General features: G+C 44.9%; 16 protein-coding genes and 2 pseudogenes. 8 read left to right on the forward strand and 10 right to left on the reverse strand.

Annotated elements, in window-relative coordinates; all coding sequences use genetic code 11:
- On the forward strand, positions 1-638 hold a 638-nt coding region (locus tag LZG74_RS25655), incomplete at its 5' end, for a M20/M25/M40 family metallo-hydrolase (RefSeq protein ID WP_233799311.1).
- Between the two features lie 75 nt (positions 639-713).
- Here LZG74_RS25655 and LZG74_RS25660 read toward each other — a convergent pair.
- From LZG74_RS25660 to LZG74_RS25670, 3 genes are read right to left on the reverse strand one after another with little or no spacing between them, the layout of a single operon-like run.
- The gene (locus LZG74_RS25660; RefSeq protein WP_255699682.1) at positions 714-2,111 is read right to left on the reverse strand and encodes an efflux transporter outer membrane subunit; all 1,398 of its coding nucleotides are present in this window, start codon (positions 2,109-2,111) and stop codon (positions 714-716) included.
- A 20-nt stretch (positions 2,112-2,131) separates the two neighbouring features.
- The gene (locus LZG74_RS25665) at positions 2,132-5,281 is read right to left on the reverse strand and encodes an efflux RND transporter permease subunit (protein WP_233799313.1); all 3,150 of its coding nucleotides are present in this window, start codon (positions 5,279-5,281) and stop codon (positions 2,132-2,134) included.
- 3 nt (positions 5,282-5,284) lie between these two features.
- A complete protein-coding gene (locus tag LZG74_RS25670; protein ID WP_233799314.1) occupies positions 5,285-6,448 on the reverse strand; it encodes an efflux RND transporter periplasmic adaptor subunit in 1,164 nt (387 codons plus the stop codon).
- Between the two features lie 379 nt (positions 6,449-6,827).
- Here LZG74_RS25670 and LZG74_RS25675 point away from each other — a divergent pair.
- Both LZG74_RS25675 and LZG74_RS26465 read left to right on the forward strand, forming a co-directional pair.
- A pseudogene (locus LZG74_RS25675) lies at positions 6,828-7,312 on the forward strand (TerC family protein).
- A complete protein-coding gene (locus tag LZG74_RS26465; protein ID WP_310589386.1) occupies positions 7,285-7,485 on the forward strand; it encodes a hypothetical protein in 201 nt (66 codons plus the stop codon). The pseudogene LZG74_RS25675 and the gene LZG74_RS26465 overlap by 28 nt, the downstream one beginning before the upstream one ends.
- 3 nt (positions 7,486-7,488) lie before the next feature.
- Here LZG74_RS26465 and LZG74_RS25680 read toward each other — a convergent pair whose 3' ends face one another.
- The 5 genes from LZG74_RS25680 to LZG74_RS25700 all read right to left on the reverse strand — a co-directional run bounded on the left by LZG74_RS25680 (position 7,489) and on the right by LZG74_RS25700 (position 10,642).
- Positions 7,489-7,806: an NAD-binding protein gene (locus LZG74_RS25680; RefSeq protein WP_233799315.1), complete on the reverse strand. Its 318-nt coding sequence runs from the start codon at positions 7,804-7,806 to the stop codon at positions 7,489-7,491.
- Entirely contained in the window at positions 7,782-8,369 is a 588-nt protein-coding gene (locus tag LZG74_RS25685) for an NAD(P)-dependent oxidoreductase (RefSeq protein WP_255699684.1), read from the reverse strand. The genes LZG74_RS25680 and LZG74_RS25685 overlap by 25 nt, the downstream gene beginning before the upstream one ends.
- The gene (locus tag LZG74_RS25690; RefSeq protein WP_233799317.1) at positions 8,354-8,938 is read right to left on the reverse strand and encodes a carboxymuconolactone decarboxylase family protein; all 585 of its coding nucleotides are present in this window, start codon (positions 8,936-8,938) and stop codon (positions 8,354-8,356) included. Before LZG74_RS25690 ends, LZG74_RS25685 begins: the two co-directional genes overlap by 16 nt.
- A gap of 79 nt (positions 8,939-9,017) precedes the next feature.
- Positions 9,018-9,851, reverse strand: a complete 834-nt coding sequence (ygiD, locus tag LZG74_RS25695) for a 4,5-DOPA dioxygenase extradiol (protein ID WP_233799318.1) — start codon at positions 9,849-9,851, stop codon at positions 9,018-9,020.
- A gap of 209 nt (positions 9,852-10,060) precedes the next feature.
- Positions 10,061-10,642 (reverse strand): Crp/Fnr family transcriptional regulator, encoded by a 582-nt coding sequence (locus LZG74_RS25700; protein ID WP_233799319.1) that lies wholly within the window; start codon positions 10,640-10,642, stop codon positions 10,061-10,063.
- Positions 10,643-10,816: 174 nt separating this feature from the next.
- On the opposite strand from LZG74_RS25700, the gene LZG74_RS25705 reads away from it, so the two are divergent.
- Positions 10,817-11,569: a hypothetical protein gene (locus LZG74_RS25705; RefSeq protein ID WP_233799320.1), complete on the forward strand. Its 753-nt coding sequence runs from the start codon at positions 10,817-10,819 to the stop codon at positions 11,567-11,569.
- A gap of 100 nt (positions 11,570-11,669) precedes the next feature.
- Here the strand turns inward: LZG74_RS25705 and LZG74_RS25710 are convergent, their stop codons facing one another.
- A complete protein-coding gene (locus LZG74_RS25710) occupies positions 11,670-12,728 on the reverse strand; it encodes a calcium:proton antiporter (RefSeq protein WP_233799321.1) in 1,059 nt (352 codons plus the stop codon).
- Positions 12,729-12,778: 50 nt separating this feature from the next.
- Positions 12,779-13,531, reverse strand: coding sequence for a TerC family protein (locus tag LZG74_RS25715; RefSeq protein ID WP_233799322.1), 753 nt, complete (start codon positions 13,529-13,531; stop codon positions 12,779-12,781).
- A gap of 161 nt (positions 13,532-13,692) precedes the next feature.
- On the opposite strand from LZG74_RS25715, the gene LZG74_RS25720 reads away from it, so the two are divergent.
- The 4 genes and pseudogenes from LZG74_RS25720 to LZG74_RS26630 form a co-directional block, all read left to right on the forward strand.
- Positions 13,693-14,661 (forward strand): hypothetical protein, encoded by a 969-nt coding sequence (locus LZG74_RS25720; protein ID WP_233799323.1) that lies wholly within the window; start codon positions 13,693-13,695, stop codon positions 14,659-14,661.
- A gap of 201 nt (positions 14,662-14,862) precedes the next feature.
- Positions 14,863-15,231 carry a hypothetical protein gene (locus LZG74_RS25725; protein WP_233799324.1) on the forward strand — a complete coding sequence of 123 codons (369 nt, stop codon included), beginning with the start codon at positions 14,863-14,865 and terminating at the stop codon, positions 15,229-15,231.
- A 343-nt stretch (positions 15,232-15,574) separates the two neighbouring features.
- Positions 15,575-16,111, forward strand: coding sequence for a hypothetical protein (locus LZG74_RS25730; protein WP_233799325.1), 537 nt, complete (start codon positions 15,575-15,577; stop codon positions 16,109-16,111).
- Between the two features lie 46 nt (positions 16,112-16,157).
- A pseudogene (locus LZG74_RS26630) lies at positions 16,158-16,259 on the forward strand (DUF4385 domain-containing protein); the annotation flags it as partial.
- Positions 16,260-16,347: the final 88 nt, after the last annotated feature.

The raw sequence follows: 16,347 nt of genomic DNA on the forward strand, positions 1-16,347 counted from the left end.
GCGACGTGCTGAACATTACTGTCAGCGGGCAGCAGGGCCATGGTGGTATGCCATGGAATACAGTTGACCCGGTAGTTGCCTCGGCATACGTAATAGCCGGCTTACAATCCGTTGTTAGTCGACGCGCCGACCTGACAAAGTCACCAGCCGTTGTTTCAGTGGGGATGATCCATGGCGGGTCCAGCCAGAATGTGATCCCGGACACCGTTAAAATGGTTGGCACCATCCGTTCATATGACCCTGAGGCACGCAAGCAACTTCATGCTGATATTAAGCAGGCTGCTGAGCACATTGCAGAAGGAACCTATGCGAAGGCGCAGGTGGACATTTTGCCTATGTATGATGTCACAGATAACAATGATGCCCTGGCTAACCAAATGCTGCCCGTGCTGAAACGCGCTGCCGAAGCGGGCGTGGTACCCGGGTCATTGCAGGGGGCTTCGGAAGATTTTTCCTACTTCGCCAAAGAAGTGCCGGGTCTATATATTTTTCTTGGTGTTACGCCCGATGGTGAGGAACCTGCCAAAGCTGCCCCAAACCATAATCCCAAATTCTTTGTCGATGAAAAAGCATTGGTAGTAGGCACAAGGGCAATGGCGGCAATGGCCGTTAACTTTTTAATGAGCGGCGGTTTGTAACCCGGTGGCGTAGGAAATTAGTTTGTCTATCATTGTTTCAAACTTAATAATATATAACTGGTTACTCTGACAATATCAGGGACTAGCCCAACCTCCTCCCAACGACCTGTATAAGTTAACCACTGATTGCAACCGTTGCAATTGGTCATTAATGCTTCCAAGCTCCGCTTGCAACAAGCTTTGGCGGGCCGTAATGACCTCGTTGTAATTGGCAAAACCGTTTTGAAGCAGCTCGCCTGAATAGCTTACCGATTTCTGCAATGCTTCCAACTGATAGCTGCGGATTGCTATTTTATCAAGGGCAGTGTTGTGTAGCGACATCGCATCCGACACTTGTTGTCCGGCTGTAAGCAGCACATTCTGAAAATTGAGCAGAGCCTCCTTCTGCTGGGCCCTGGCAACTTCCAGGCGGGTGATGTTGGCCCTTCTGTTGAATATAGGCTGGGTTAGTCCCGCGCCGATGCTTGCCGCAAGGGAGATTGGTTTAAGAAAGTTTTCCAGTTGCAGAGCCGAATAACCTACCGAGCCAGATATCGTCAAAGCTGGATAGAAAAAAGTCCTGGCCACATTAGTCAACTCAAAATAATATCTCAGATTAAGTTCTGCCTGTTGCACATCCGGGCGATTTGCCAGCAGCAGCGCGGGAACACCCGTTTGCAATACATCAAGCGTATCCTGATCCCAAAGCGTGCCGCGTCTGACGGACGTGGCTGGAACCGCAAGCAGAATACTTAGCGCGTTTTCTGTTTCCCTTGTACTCTGGATCAGGTCAGGAATTGTCACTTCTGCTACATAACGCTGCGCTTCACTTTGCACCACAGCCGCCTCGGTAACGACAGCGGCTATTTTCAGTTCACGCATGGTCTGCACCGTCGTATCCCAATTGGACACAGTCTGCCTTGTAATGGCTAGCTGCTGATCCAAAGCCAACAGGGCATAATAATAGTTGGCAATATCGGCCACCAGGCTTGTTTGTACAGCTTTCGCACCTGCTTCCGATTGCAATAGAAGTGCTAGGTTAGCGCGTTTAGTGCTTCGTAGTTTTCCCCAAATGTCCGCCTCCCAGCCAGAAGATAAGCCCAGCTGATATTGGGTTGCACTGTTTCTAATACCAAAGCCCTGAGCTTCCGAAAGCTTAGAACGCGTCACGCCAAGATCTCCGATAACGGTTGGAAAAAATGCCGCTCTACTCTGCTCATAGTAGGCCCTGGACTGCTCAATACGCGTATAAGCAATTTGCAGGTTCAGGTTGTTTTTAATTCCCTGACTTATCAGGCTTTGCAAAGTCGTATCGGTAAAGAGCCGGTTCCAGGGAAGCTGGCCGAGCCCGCTTGTGTCGGCCGTGACCACATCTCGGTAAAGGTTACCGGGTGCTGTTAGCGGTTTCTGGTAGGGTCTGACCATGTTACAACAGCAAAGCAGCAAACCCAGCAGACAAAACAGAACTAGTCGCTTTAAATGTTTTTTATACATAATCTTGCTATTAAAACGCTTCAATGATCATCCTGAACTTGTTCTGTAATTGGCTTGGGCGGACCGCTGATCATTTCTTGTAAAGACTGGAATACGATATAAAGCACCGGTATCACAAAAACCCCAATGAGCGTTCCTATCAGCATTCCTCCTACGGCACCAGTACCAATGGACCGGTTTCCAATTGCACCTGCGCCGGTTGAAAGCATGAGTGGAACCAAACCCAGAATAAAAGCAAAAGAGGTCATCAGGATCGGACGCAACCGTGCCTGTGCGCCTTCGACAGCTGCTTCCACCAGCGACATCCCATGCCGCCTACGTTCCACTGCGAATTCGACAATCAGAATTGCATTTTTTGCCAAAAGCCCAATCAGCATTACCAGTGTGATTTGCAGATAAATATTATTGGTGATACCAAATAAGCTTGCGAATAGGAAGGTTCCTGCCAATCCGATCGGAAGGGACAGAAGCACCGCGAAAGGCAAGATGTAGCTTCCATACTGTGCGCTAAGCAGCAAATAGACAAAAACGATAACCAGCATGAAAACGAAAACGGTCTGCCCGCCAGCAGAAATCTCTTCCCTGGTCATCCCTGAAAACTCATATCCATATCCTTGTGGAAGCACCTCGGCGGCCACTTGCTGGATAGCGGCAATGGCATCGCCTGAGCTGAACCCAGGATTTGGCGAACCGGTAACACCAATAGCAGTAAATAAATTAAACCTGGAAATTGACTGAGGCCCATACACCCTTTTCATGGTAATGAAGCCCGTAATAGGCGCCATCTGGCCGTTTGCATTGCGGACATAAATGTTGCTGAGCCCTTCGGGATTAGCCCGCGAAGCAGCTTCGGCCTGGTACATGACCCGGAATTGTTTTCCAAACTGATTGAAATTAGATGCATACACGCCGCCGTAATAGCCCTGCATCGTACTCATGATGTCATTGACAGTGATGCCAGCCACTTTCGCCTTGGCCACATTCACATCGATCTGATACTGCGGAAAATTCACATTGAATGCAGTGGACGCGTACTGGATTTCAGGCCGTTTACTTAATGCGGCCAGAAAATCATTGCCAATTTTTGAGAATAGGGCAATGTCACTTCCACTTTTGTCTTGCAGCTGAAACTCAAACCCGCCCGATGAGCCAAACCCTGAAATGGTCGGAGGTGCAAAAAAGATGATCTTGGCATCCCTGATCCCGCTTGTTTTTGCAAACAACTTTCCGATCAAAGCCTGAACATCCTGCCCTTCCCCTCCCCGCTCGGCCCAGGGTTTCAACCGCATTACAACCATCCCATAGTTGCTTCCAACTCCGCTGATCATGCCTCTACCTGTAATCTTTAAGATATTCTGTACTTCCGGGATCGAACGCGCAATGGCCTCGACCTGCTTCATGATAGCCTCTGTTCTTTCCGTGGATGCCGAAGGCGGCAGTGCAATATCGGCCATGATTGAACCCGTATCTTCATTGGGTACAAATGCAGAAGGCGTGGTCTGCATCAGATAATAAAAAAGGCCGGCAAATACGGCAATGATCAATCCCGCAGCCCACTTTTTAGCGATCAGGAATGAAACGGCTTGTTTGTAGCGGTAAATCGTTCTGTCGAATACGCGGTTGAACCAGCCATAAAAACGGTGTAAAATGTTCTTTTTATGACTTGCATCCACTTTATGCGGTTTTAAAAATATAGCGCACAATGCTGGACTGAGCGTAAGTGCATTAACAGCCGAGAGCATAATGGCAATAGCAAGGGTAAGTCCGAACTGCTTGTAAAACACCCCGGATGAGCCTTCGATAAAGCTTACCGGCAGAAATACAGCTGCCATCACCAGGGTGATTGAGATGATGGCCCCTGAAATTTCACTCATGGCGTCTTTTGTGGCTTTGAGTGCGGATGTATATCCTTCGTCCAGTTTAGCGTGAACGGCTTCCACCACGACTATGGCATCATCAACGACAATCCCAATGGCCAGAACCAATGCAAACAATGTCAAAAGGTTAATCGTGAACCCAAAAAGCAGCAGAAAGAAAAACGTGCCCAGAATAGCCACCGGAACAGCAATAGCGGGAATAAGCGTGGATCGAAAATCTTGCAGGAAAATAAAAACCACTAAAAACACCAGAATGAATGCTTCAATGAGCGTATGGATCACCTTTTCAATAGATGCATCGAGAAAATCGTTTGCATTGATCAGCGTGACGTACTTGATACCGGAAGGGAACGATTTGGCGGCGTTATCCAATACCTGCAAACTTCCTTCAATCACTTCCTTGGCATTGGAGCCTGCTGTTTGGCTGATGGACACACCTACCGAGGGGTTGCCATTGGTTGTCGTACTGCTGGCATAGCTCATCGCGCCCAGCTCCACGCGGGCAATGTCTTTGAGCCGTAATACCTGACCATTTGGCGTGGCCTTGATGACCACCTCTTCAAACTCGCCTGCATCTTTGAGCCTGCCCGAATACTTGATCACATACTGAAAGGATTGCAAGCCCTGTTCACCGAACTGACCGGGGGCAGCCTCTATATTTTGCTCTGCCAGTGCAGTGCTGACATCCGAAGGGACAAGGCCATAAGTTGCCATCACATCCGGTTTCAACCAGATCCGCATGGAATAATCCATACGTCCGAACGCATTCGCCTCTCCAACCCCTGATACCCGCTTAATTAAGGGCACCAGGTTTATCTCCGCATAGTTTTGCAAAAATGTCTGATCATAGGCGGGATTCTCGCTGTATAAGGAAAAAATCACAAGGTTACTGCTTTGGCTTTTGGCCGTCGTTACACCGGAGCGCGTAACTTCCTGCGGCAAGAGCGCAGTTGCGCGCGCGACACGGTTCTGCACATTTACAGACGCAAGGTCAGGGTTTGTGCCTAGCTTAAAGTTGATTGTAATCCGCGCTGTGCCATCGTTCCCAGCCGAGGATGTCATGTAAGTCATGTCCTCCACGCCGTTGATCTGTTCTTCCAATGGCACAATCACACTATTGAGCACCACATCGGCATTGGCACCCTGATATGAAGTGGAGACAACGACAGTAGGCGGAGCGATCTCAGGATATTGCGCAATAGGCAGGGAAATTAGCCCCAACACACCAAGGATGACAATAAGTACGGAAATGACTGTCGACAGTACGGGCTGATCAATGAATCGATTGAACATAACCTACAAGTTTTTGGCGTAAACACTGTCCGCTTTTACTGGTCTGGAAATAACCTTTGCCCCTTCCCTTAACGACGCTACCCCTTCCAAGATAATCTTGTCCCCTACGGCAAGGCCGGTTTGGGCAACAAAGAACTGCCCATCATTATTGTCCAGTACGCCAACTTCCGCACTCTTAACGATGCCGTCTGCCGAAACACGGTAGACAAACTTTTTCCCCTGTATTTCGTAGGTCGACTTTTGCGGGATGACAATGGCCGAATCAAGCCGGGAAGGAATGCGGACAGTCGCACTGCTTCCGCTGCGTATAATGCTTCCAGGATTAGGAAAAGTTGCCCGCACCCTAATCGAGCCTGTCTCTGTATTGATAGAACCGCTGGTCGTAGTTATCCGGCCTTTTTCAGAAAAAACGGTTCCATTGGCTAAAACCAGGGAGACAGATGGCATTGTCGCGATCCGGGCTTTCGTTGTATTGCCCTTCGTGTTTTTGGAGAATGCCAAAACCTGTTTTTCATTGATCGAGAAATAGGCGTAAATGTTCCCAATGTTTGAAACTGTGGTTAATGGTTCGGGTGTATTACTATTAACAAGGCTGCCGATTTTATAAGGAATTAAGCCCACAATGCCATTTGCAGGACTTGCAATGGTGGTGTAGCCCAAATTGGTTCGCGCATTGGAAAGCGCAGCGAAAGCCTGTGCGAGCGCCGCTTGTTTTGCTTGCAAGGTAAACTGCGCAGATTCAAGCTCATATTTACTGATAATGTTCTTTTCGACCAATGGCTTCACCTTATTGACACCCATTTGCGCGGCATTGACGTCTGCTTCTGCGATTTTAATATTCGCCTGTGCAGTCCTTACTTCCTGTTCATATTGAGGGGCATTGATTTTAAACAGCGCTTGCCCTTTTTTCACAGTAGCACCTTCATCAACGAAAATCTTTTCTATAAATCCATCAATTTTCGGACGGATCTCAATATCCTGCTGCCCTTCGATGGTTGCCGGGAATTCACTGTTTAGTGTGATCGACCTTTGTGCAATCGTCAGAACGGGATAGTCCTTAATTTGTTCCGTAGCATTTCCATTTTCCTTCTTTTTTTCCTGACAGGAGAAAAGAAGAAAAGATGTTAACGACAAAACTGTCAGTGAGCGCTGTACCTTTTTGTGCATACCAGTAATGGGGAAAGGTGAAAAATTGATCACGCAAGGGTGATCGCAGGCTTTCTAAATTCAGCTAGTCCCAATTAATTGCAGCGACGAATTGAGGAGTCTGCTGCATGGAAACGGATTGAAGATTGTTCATAACCATTCATAGATTTAAGTGAATGTTTTTCCAATGTATATAAAAAATACATACTTCAATACAAGCCAGAATAAATTAAAATCTTAATATATCCTGACGGTATAAAACCAGATAGATTGTATTTCTTTAATAATCATGCCTGATTAAATCGTTTACAATTATGGATTTTGAGATCATTATTTCGCTGGTACCCTTCTGGCCCTGGAAGCCGTTCTAGGGATTGATAATGTCATTTTTATTTCCATTATAGCCGCACGGCTTCCACAAGATCAGCAGAAGAAGGCACGGCAATATGGTTTAATCCTCGCAGGTGTTTTAAGGCTGGTTCTACTGCTGCTTATTTCTTTTATCCTGAAACTCGATCAGGACCTGTTTACAATTTTTGGCAATGGATTTTCCGGAAACGACCTTGTATTGCTGGCGGGAGGTTTATTCCTGCTCCACAAAGCTCGACCGAAATTTACCATAAAATGGAAGGAGAATCCGGGGACCAGACCAAGGCTATTAAAGTATCTTCTTTCCGCGAGGTCATTATCCAAATCCTGATTATAGATATGGTTTTTTCCGTTGATTCCATTATTACTGCCATTGGAATGGTCAAAGAAGTATGGGTGATGTATGTTGCCGTTATTGTCACAGTAATCATCATGCTGGTAGCGGCAGAACCGATCTGTAATTTTGTAAACAAGCATCAGCATTTAAAATGCTTGCACTTTCGTTTCTCTTGTTGATTGGGTTCTCACTGATTACCGAAGGCTTCGGGATTGAAATACCAAAAGGATACATTTACTTCTCGATGGCATTCTCATTTTTGGTAGATGTTTTCCAGATGAAAATGAATAAAACCGGAACACCTGTTGCTACACACGAACATTATGAAGAAAGCGAGAATAAACTAAAATGATGATTAAGCTTGAGGTTTTTCTTTTCCCATAGCATCAAACAACTGTGTCGATGACAATGCATTGAATGGTAGAGCAATATTATGTTTTAACCCTTCTCCAAAAGTTGATTTCAGGCCTTTTAGCAGTACAGCCAGAGCTGTATCTGCCGTCCACTGCGAAACGTCATCCCAATTACGGACCACCCAGCTATCGCCTGTGCTCACTTTCAGCAGATTCAGAATTTCTGTCTGGGGTAAATTGTAATGGTTACCCAGTTTAAGCCCCTCGGCAACCGCATTCATGTTAATGCCCAGGATCATGTTATTGACCAATTTAGCCACCTGGCTGTTACCTGGTTTGTCACCGTATAGAATGTATTAGACCCGATCGCATCAAAGTAGTACTGGAAAGATTTCACGATTTCTGCCGGGCCAGATGTCATAATAGACAATGTCCCAGCTTCTGCGCCCGAAGCGCCACCACTTACTGCTGCACTGATTAATTGCAGCTCACTTTCTTCTTCCACCTTCTTTCCCAATTCGTTCATGGAATCGGGATCAAGCGTACTCATGACAATGATGGTTTTACCTTTGGTATGTGCAGTCAACAATCGAGCCTCACCAAAAATAACGGCTACATTCTGATCGTAGTCACGAACCATCGAAATGATCGCTTCATCTGCCTGTTGGGCAACCTCATTCAAGGTTCCAACCATTGTGATTCCGGCAGATTCACCTTTTTGATAAACTCCTCTGAAAGCATCATAACCGATAACTTCAAAACCTGCTTTTTTCAAATTAACAGCCATAGGAAAGCCCATCGTGCCTAAACCTATAAATCCAATTTTCTTCTTCATGACTTTCTCTTTTAGTTGATTATTAATCTTCTTTATGCTTTTACCCAATTTCCATCCTCTTGCGGATCAGCTGGAAGGTTAAAAGTTTGAATATAGCCCGATAACATCCGGTAAAAACCAATGACAATCATGGCATCCGACAACTCTTCCACTGAAAAGTGTTCAAGCGTATGGTTGAAAATAACGCCAGGCGCTTTGCCTTGTTCGATTATGCAGTTCCCAAAATGCAGCAGCACGCGTTCGGGCTCTTTAAATACCTCGCCGGCATCAATCCGGTTTGCAGCAATAGCAATAAATTGATCCTCACTTACACCCGCTGCCTGTGCAATGGAAACGTGCTGCTCCCACTCGTAGTCACAGTCTGTACGGGCACCAACCAGCAAAACAAGCAATTCCTTATGGTAATCTGATATGGTCAGATTCTTAAAAATGGCATTGGTTAGATCGATCACTTCCACGAACGCACCAGGGCTATAACCAAGCATCCGGAAGAAATTCACTTTCGTAGGCAATCCCTCAAACTTTTGCCTTACTAGCTCTGGCAATTTTGTAAATTCAGGATATTGAATGTCTACCTTCGAGCTAAGCCTGGTATTAACACTATTATGTTTTTCCATGATATAATTTTCTTTTAAGTAAGGATCAAAAGTTATTAATAAAAGTATACCCCCCAATTTCTCGTTGTTTATTAAGCTATTAGCCAATTTTTACAGACGTCATTGTTATTGAACCGCCAACGGCCTGGTCGTTGAAAAAGGAAACAGGTTCCTTTCCCACCTTTAAGCCCAATGTATACATCAGAGGAAGGTAATGCTCCGGTGTCGGGATGGCCAGTGCAGCCTCCCTTCCCAACTGACTGTAATTGATCAGAGGCTTATGATCATTTTCCTGGATCAGGGCTTTGAACTGCTCATTGATTTGCAACGCCCAGTCATATCCATAACCCTGCACGCTAAGCTTGTCCCAGGCTACCATTCTCAAATTGTGCACCATATTTCCGCTGCCAATGATCAGCACTCCTTTTTTTCGCAGCGCCATTAGTTCCCTTGCCAGATCGTAATGGTATTGAGGCCCTTTGGTGTAATCAATGCTCAGTTGAAGCATTGGAATTTTAGCTTCCGGATACATATGTCTTACCACCGTCCACGTGCCATGGTCAAGTCCCCAGTCATGATTAAGCTCCACTTTTGCGGAACGAATGAGCCCCGTAGCTTCTTTGGCTAGTGCTGGATTGCCCGGCGCAGGATATTGTACAGCAAAAAGTGCCGGCGGAAATCCACCAAAATCATGGATTGTTTCAGGAAAATCCATTGCTGTGATCTTGGTGCCGTTAGTAAACCAGTGCGCAGATACCACGAGCACGGCAGCTGGCGTAGGAATTTCTTTGGCCATTTGTGCCCACCTTCTGCTAAACGCAGTGTCTTCAATGCCGTTCATCGGTGAGCCGTGGCCTATAAACAGGACCGGCATCGGTCGCTGCTGGTCTGGAAGCTCATTTGTAAAATGTTTGAATGCTGTTAATGTAGTCATACCAATTGCGCCTGTAACGGCAGTTTTTATGAAAAGCTTACGCCTAGCTTGCCTGCTACAACAGGGTCGAAACGAGCAGTATCGACAAGCTCACTTGTGTCATTTCGATACACAAATTACCTCAATGAGCCTGCATGGGACGATGAGTCTGATCAAGAAATTCCATTGATTTTGGTCAAGATAAACCATCAGGGGAAAGCAAAGGGAAGCTATTGACTTTTGCCGATCCTGCTGCGGATCCTACTCAATGTTTCGGGGGAAAGTCCCATGTGAGAGGCAATCATATGCTGGGGGACACGCTGGACAATGTCAGGATATTGGTCAATAAAAGATTTATATCGATCATCCAGAGACATACTGATAATGCTCAGCGTTCTTTTCTGGAGTGCAATGTAGGCCTCGGTCATCAATATCCTGAAAAATGTTGCGTACTTGGGCACCGAAATTAGCATCTGATCATGTGCATACTTACTGATCAAAACTAGCTCGCAGTCTTCCAGGGCATCTATATTCTGTGTTGAGATCTGCTCCGCCAAAAAACTGGATAGATCGCCGATCGCCCAACCTTCCAGCGCAAACGAAAAAATGTGCTCTTGTCCATCAGAATCCACAATGTAACTGCGCATAGCTCCCTTTTCGATAAATGCTACAGTTTTGCAGATATCTCCTTCCTGTAGCAGGTATTGACGCTTCCGCAGTTTTTTCGGCGTCAGAAATTGTTTCACGGCATACTCTTCTGATTCGCTCAGCTGTATCTTCTCGTTGAATTTTCTGAAAAACACCTCATACATAAGCTATAAGATTCGGACAAACAATTAGTTAATATGCAAGGATATAATCTTTACAAAGCTAAATTCTCCTCATTCATGCACCAACAATATCAGTAATTATCAGAATCTGAATATGCCAGATAGAAAGAATGACGTAAAAACCATAATTTTAAATAACTACAAAAAGAATCTACATTGAGCAATCAACAAACGATAGCCGGAAGTACAAATGCGTTTCCCTGGCTGATCATGATTTTGATGTCGTCTGTAACATTTGTCGGGATTCTTTCTGAGTTAATGCCATCCGGTGTGATGCCGCAGATAAATTCCGATTTAAATATCAGTGAGCTACAAGGAGGTAATCTGGTAGGCTACTACGCAATTGCGTCTGCTATCTTTGCCATCCCACTTGTTTCGGTAACCCTGAAATTTAACCGTAAAATCCTGATATTGATTTTGCTCGCCGGATTTGCTGCTTCCAATACCAGGCTTGTTGATGAAATTGAATTGCTAGGTGGAATAGAAAGTGCCTTACTACTTTTTGGATCAGGGTCTTTGATTTCAGTATTGCTGGCCATAAAATACACCGACAAACATCTGAGGCTGCTTACCACAGCGATGTTTGCACTCGTAATTATTTCTATGCTTGTTCTATTGCTATTTGGTAAAAAGACAATAGTAGCTCATGTTGCTTTCTTTTTATGGGGAATTTCTTTTGGCCCATTAGTGACCTTACTGCAGGCAGCCGTAAGCAGACAGGTAGAAAGTGGAAAAGACGTTGCCACTTCGGTTCAATCTTCTGCATTTAACTTATCTATTATGATCGCAACTTCCGCAGCAGGTGTATTGCTCGGAAGTTATTCTCCCATGAGCTTGACATATTTTGCAATCATTTTAGCAATTCCTGGTATGATCATTTCCATTTTTGCAAAAAAGGCACTAGGTTAATTTTCGAATGGACCATGTTTGGTATGACGACACCTCTGGCTGTCAGAAAAAAGTGAGTCAAAGTATTTTTAATAGTGACTAAGGGTAACTATAAATGGCTTTAAGGAAATACGAGTGTAAAGATATACATCATGAGATTGACCAAAAGCACGATAGCATATAAGCTGTTGGTTTGTCCCTTATTAAGCGAAAGCATTACCGTAAAAATTGAAAGAACCAGCAGAACCATGGATTTCATGGTCAGACCGAGGATAAGTGGCAAATCCATTATTGTACAAACAATGACCACAGTAGGAATACTTAGCCCTATACTTGCTAACGCTGAGCCTAATGCGAGATTGATGCTCGTCTGATATTGGCCACGTCTTGCCGCACGGATAGCAGCTATGCCTTCTGGTAGTAAGATAACAGCTGCAATAGCCACCCCTACTAATGCTGTGGGCAAACCGGCTGCTACAATTCCGCTTTCAATTACCGGAGAAAGGTTTTTGGCCAGGAAAATAACTACGCCCAGACATATGAGTAAAAAAGCCAGGCTTATCAGGGCTTCGCTTCTGGAAACATCTTTTTCCTGGCCTGAAACTTCTGTTAGAAAATACTTACGGTGCCGGACGGTTTGCGTAAAAATAAAAGACCCGTAAATGACCAGGCAGCAAACGCCAATGGCGATTAGCTGTGGCGTGCTGTAGGAAGGTCCGGCGATACTGGTGGTAAAATTAGGCAGTACCAGGGTAAGTACTAAAATAGACACCAGGCTGACCAAGGCAATTGTAACGCTTTTCGTCTCAAAACTCTGTTCCTTATATTTCAATGCACCCAAAAACATACTAATACCCAGAATGCCATTTAATATGAGCATAACGGCTGCAAACAGGGTGTCACGCGCATAAGTATCTGCACCGGCTCCTCCTGTCAACATGAGTGATACGATGATCGAAGCTTCCAAAAGCGTTACCGCTACTGCAAGTATAATTGTTCCATAAGGTTCGCCCACTTTATGTGCGACTACCTCAGCATGGTGCACGGCTGAAAATACACCTGCGATCAAAGCAACTACGGCTAACGAGTTGACCAGAAAGCCTGAGCCAATAGGCAGCATCAGGTAAAAAATCCAGGCAATAATAGGTGCAATATAACTCCACTGAAATATTTTTTTCATACGAAAAGGTTAAGGATAAAAGCTTGTGCTTTTTATATTTTCTAAAAAAACTATGGTAGAAGCCGATCTTCACCTGGCTGATAATGTTCATGGGTTTTCACAGGCGCGCTTTTAGATTTGTTCATGCGCATCTGGAATACATCCACCAGCAGTGAAAATGCCATAGAGAAGTAAATGTAGCCCTTCGGAATTTCAAGCCCAAAGCCCTCACTGACCAATGAGAAGCCAATCAGTAATAAAAATGACAAAGCCAGCATTTTGAATGCAGGGTGCCGGTTTACAAAATTACTGATCGTTTCAGCTGCTACCAGCATTAATATTACCGTTGCAATAACTGCTACATACATTACCCAAACTTCCTTTACCATACCAATAGCGGTGATGATTGAATCGATGGAAAAAACCATATCCATGATCAGTATTTGCGTGAGGACCTGCCCGAAAGACGAAGCTTTGATCTGTTTGCTCTGGTCTCCCTCCTCCCCTTCCATTTTGTGATAAATCTCAGTCGAACTCTTGTAGAGCAGAAATAATCCTCCTGCGAGCAGAACAAGCTCCTTTCCTGAGAACCCTTCACCAAAAATCACAAACAGATCTTTGTCCAGCTTCATAATGAGGGAAATCAAAAGCAAAAGCCCGATCCGCATCACACCTGCGAGTACCAGGCCATATTGCCGCGCTTTCTTCTGCTGGTTTTCAGGAAGTTTTGCCGCGATGATTGATATAAAAATGACATTGTCAATGCCAAGAACCGCCTCCAAAGCGACCAGCGACAAGAGTGAAACGATGACTTCGAATTCCATGAGTATTTGTTGATTAGAATTTCAAGATGAGGACTGGCATGCTGTAACTTCCTGTTATATACGGATTTGATTTAAGCATGCCAAAACATTTTTTCAGTTTTATTTTCTTTGCAAAACTATATTCAGTAAATTTACAACTGTAAAAATACAAAAACAAGAAAATGACTTACCTCAGTGCTCAGCCGCAATTCACTACTTTATGGGATGAAATCTGCTACCCTGTAAATTCAGTGTGGCTGGCCGACCTATTGCCGGACTATGAAATCATGGCCACTGATAAGCAGCAACTTATCGTTGGTCAGCCTTTTCGAGGGACTAAAACGATTTTCGGCATTCAAAGCGCTGACTATGCCATCATACCTAACATAATAATCAGAGAAGTTGTCGACAAGCTATTTTCAGACTATAAACTGGAAATTAAATATACGTCTACGGGTGAATTCAGCATTAATATAATTTTTCCTGAGCAGCTCTCCATTGGCGGTGAGCAGTTGCAGCGGAGCATGATCTTGACGAATAGTTATAATGGAAAAACCCCATTTAGCGTACAAGGCAAAACATTGACGGCCATGCTGGATGGTTCCGGACTTCCGGGCACGAGCATGTACCGGGCAGTTTGCCAGAATGGGCTAATGGGATGGGCGGACTCCTTTTCCGAACTCCCAAAATATCGATCGTGGTTGGAGGAACGCGGGCAGGGGAAAGAAAAAAAACAAGGAACCAACAGCAGTGCCATCGCAAAAAAAGATGCAGCCGGCCGAAAAATCCACCAGAGCAGGCGGCAAGCACCTGAACTGTTTCAGGAGCAGCTGTATGAATTGCTGGCTGGGCAGGATTACAAAAGCCCTACCCTGACGACCACTGTATATGAACATTTTCAGCAAAAATCCTTTGGCAGAGCGGATGAAAAACTGCTAAAAACACTGCCGATTCCTGTTCAACTGGCCAAGCAAGCTTATGAGCGACTCAAACTGGAGCAGCGGCTCCTCGACCAGGATTCGTCTTACTGGCTGATGTACAATGCTGTTAATCATGTCCTTTTCAATGCGCGGAGCAGTCTTACATTAAATGACCGCTACAAGCTTGATGAAAAGGTTTTCCATCAGCTCGCAGCCAGTTCCTTAATATAACACGGCCATCGTCGTCGAGGGTGCTGTTTTGCAACTTAATAGACTAAACTGAAATGATCATGGAAAACGAAAAAATCAGACCGGATAATGAAATGTCTACGGCAATATTTTACGCATTTACAATCATGTTTATCTATATCGCCGTTTGCATATTGATGGCAAACATCAAATAGAAACACTTATAATGGAATTTTCAAAATTATGCATTTATCTTATTCAAAAATTGGCGCTGCTTCGGTAGCGATGGTACTCGCAGAAATGGAAGATATCTTCCAAAAGAGAGAGGCTCATGAAATAGATGGTATGCCTGCTACCAGGCAGCAAGCTGATTTTGATGTATATGCCAATTTCCTGAATGAGAATGCAATTGTGCTTGGTGGTACAGGTGCTGTACACGATCAGCAGACGCTGGTCAATACACCAGTCAAAATCAACCAGTCGGCAAAAAACCGGTTTTTGTCTATCCTAAGCCGTGTAACGAAGGCACATGAAGGCGTGTCACGTCAGGAGCGCCTTTTTGTTCATTGGTTTTGGTCACAAATACAAAGCGGCCTTCTACACCGGCCATAATTTCACCTTCCCCCTAAGTATACCCCCATCAAACGCGGACGCTATCTGCTGTCCACTGCGAAACGTCTCCCGGTTACCGGCCACCCGCCTGTTGAAGAATACCTAACGGTCTGGTGGACTTGAACGACCGGCTCGCAAAGTTGTAAGAAATTTTTGGGTCGTAATGGCTACGCTGTCAGCGGATAACATCCCGATCCAAAATTTAGATCTGCATAATTTCGCACATCCACTTGAATTTGAGCCGCCGTTTAGATATTTTTGAGATCATTAGTTTGATACTTAAAATATCTCAACTGTTCACTCATCAACAAACTGACCTTTCGCCATGACTACCAAATTCCCAATGACTACGCGAGAACTTTATCATAGCGTGGGACTTTCAACTTCTGACATTACCAAGATTGACGATCCAACATTTGTATGGGTGATTGCCGCATTCGCTAAAAGGGAAGACGAACCAGCAGCTGCATTTTCTGATTTCGGTTGTGCTCTGAATTTGGTCAAACGCGTGAATACATTTGTGGAGGGCGGTGTTGGGCTCAGGCCGGTTTTGAAATCCACAAATAAACTCAAAACGGACCGGTACAAACGATTAGTCGATGTTGGCTTAACACCGTACATGGTTAGCTTTAACAGTAATCGAAATGGCATTGAACTAGTAGATGATCTTTGCGATGACCTTGATGAATTAAGTGTCGATAAGTTGATGCGTAATTTGAATAGGATTGGTGAGATAGCGCCAGTAGTTCTGGGCGAGAATCTTCATGGGACATTTTGGGCACCTAATGGTCACCTTGCAATAAAAAAGGCCAAAGTATTTAAAGCGGTGTTAGATTCTTTAAAAGACAAACGAGCATTAAGGGAGGAAAGAATACGATAAAGACAACGATTACGCACTTCTTGAAAAAGGCACCGGGGAACAAGAGAAAGCGGAAGCCGCTGCTGTATTTTATGCAAAATGGAATCAGGCAGAAAGTAACGAGCAGTATGCGCAAATGAAGAAGGATTGGAAAAGCAAATTGGGCTGATCCAAAATTAACGAGCAGGAAGAAACAATCAATACGATTTTGTCGCAACCGAATGAAAGCAGGCAGGAGCAAAAGATTGTGGCTGCAA

The sequence above is a fragment of the Dyadobacter sp. CY327 genome, from assembly GCF_021390415.1.
Taxonomy (GTDB): domain Bacteria; phylum Bacteroidota; class Bacteroidia; order Cytophagales; family Spirosomataceae; genus Dyadobacter; species Dyadobacter chenhuakuii.

Coding starts and splice junctions, on each gene's coding strand:
- LZG74_RS25710 (WP_233799321.1), bottom strand. CDS start 12,728: ATGAAAAAAATATTTCAGTGGAGTTATATTGCACCTATTATTGCCTGG.
- LZG74_RS25690 (WP_233799317.1), bottom strand. CDS start 8,938: ATGGAAAAACATAATAGTGTTAATACCAGGCTTAGCTCGAAGGTAGAC.
- LZG74_RS25700 (WP_233799319.1), bottom strand. CDS start 10,642: ATGTATGAGGTGTTTTTCAGAAAATTCAACGAGAAGATACAGCTGAGC.
- ygiD (WP_233799318.1), bottom strand. CDS start 9,851: ATGACTACATTAACAGCATTCAAACATTTTACAAATGAGCTTCCAGAC.
- LZG74_RS25725 (WP_233799324.1), top strand. CDS start 14,863: ATGCATTTATCTTATTCAAAAATTGGCGCTGCTTCGGTAGCGATGGTA.
- LZG74_RS25715 (WP_233799322.1), bottom strand. CDS start 13,531: ATGGAATTCGAAGTCATCGTTTCACTCTTGTCGCTGGTCGCTTTGGAG.
- LZG74_RS26465 (WP_310589386.1), top strand. CDS start 7,285: ATGCTTGCACTTTCGTTTCTCTTGTTGATTGGGTTCTCACTGATTACC.
- LZG74_RS25720 (WP_233799323.1), top strand. CDS start 13,693: ATGACTTACCTCAGTGCTCAGCCGCAATTCACTACTTTATGGGATGAA.
- LZG74_RS25665 (WP_233799313.1), bottom strand. CDS start 5,281: ATGTTCAATCGATTCATTGATCAGCCCGTACTGTCGACAGTCATTTCC.
- LZG74_RS25660 (WP_255699682.1), bottom strand. CDS start 2,111: ATGTATAAAAAACATTTAAAGCGACTAGTTCTGTTTTGTCTGCTGGGT.
- LZG74_RS25730 (WP_233799325.1), top strand. CDS start 15,575: ATGACTACGCGAGAACTTTATCATAGCGTGGGACTTTCAACTTCTGAC.
- LZG74_RS25670 (WP_233799314.1), bottom strand. CDS start 6,448: ATGCACAAAAAGGTACAGCGCTCACTGACAGTTTTGTCGTTAACATCT.